The sequence below is a fragment of the Oleiphilus sp. HI0043 genome (genome assembly GCF_001634935.1).
Genome location: NZ_LWEY01000598.1, coordinates 1 through 941, shown reverse-complemented (window position 1 = coordinate 941; position 941 = coordinate 1). Strand labels below are relative to the sequence as shown.

Below are 941 nucleotides of genomic sequence, written 5' to 3'. Positions count from 1 at the left end.
GCTTGTACATTCTAAAATGTGCAATAGAAATCGGCTATGAAGCCATTCAGTTGTTGCTTGACCGGGAACTCCCTGATGAGGAAATTAATCAGATAGAAAGCTTGGCTTGTGAACATGAAAACGTCATAGAGATTCATGATCTAAGAACACGTCAGTCTGGTCAGACGAAATTCATTCAGTTCCATCTTGTAATGGATGGGAATATGACATTACTCGCTGCACATGACCTCGCTGACGAGGTACATGACAAGATAAAAGAGTTTTTTCCGCAATCCGATATAATCATCCACCAAGACCCCCATACAGCGATAGCGAATGTAGGGGATTAGCGTCAAATACTTAGCTCTCTATTCGCGGTTGCTTGCTGAGCATTCAGCCGCTTGAGGGTCGAGTTTGCAGCGGACCTTCCTCATTAGTTTAAGCGTCTTTTGGTCGTAGATACCGCGACGACCTAACTCCAAACGGCTCTCTCTAAAATCTTCCACCCAGTAATCGTATAGATGTTCGGGGATATCTATCCAATAGTGTTCGGGGATAGTTGCTTCTGGGTCCGTAAGGAACTTAACAAACTTTGAGTATTCCTCAACCGCTTTTAGCCGAGCCTTCTGAATAAAGCCTTCGGGGAACTTTTCCCAACGTGCGATAACCTGCATGGTGATATACAGGAAAGGGTCTTTATAGATGCCACCGTCAGGTTCTAAGCCTTTATGCATTTCGAAGGGCTCGTAAACAATTGCCGGCGCTGCAGTCAGGTCAACCGTACCGTTGTTAAACTTGAGGATTGAGTTAAAAATGGTTGAATTAACGGGTGTAATACCGTGCTTTTGTGACAGGTATTCAGATTCGGGAACATCATCGAGAACGGCCATGCGTTTGCCAGCAAAGTCTTTGGGAAGCAAAATGCTACGGTCGCGCGTAAACATAAATATTGCACCAGCAGG

At 45.0% G+C, this 941-nt stretch carries 2 protein-coding genes; one reads left to right on the top strand and one right to left on the bottom strand.

Annotated features, from left to right (window positions below; genetic code table 11):
* Positions 1-329: cation transporter dimerization domain-containing protein (locus A3729_RS07395; RefSeq protein ID WP_304439699.1), on the top strand; the 329-nt coding region annotated here is incomplete at its 5' end.
* A gap of 18 nt (positions 330-347) precedes the next feature.
* On the opposite strand, the gene A3729_RS07390 is transcribed toward A3729_RS07395, so the two are convergent.
* On the bottom strand, positions 348-941 hold a 594-nt coding region (locus A3729_RS07390; protein WP_082882041.1), incomplete at its 5' end, for a putative solute-binding protein.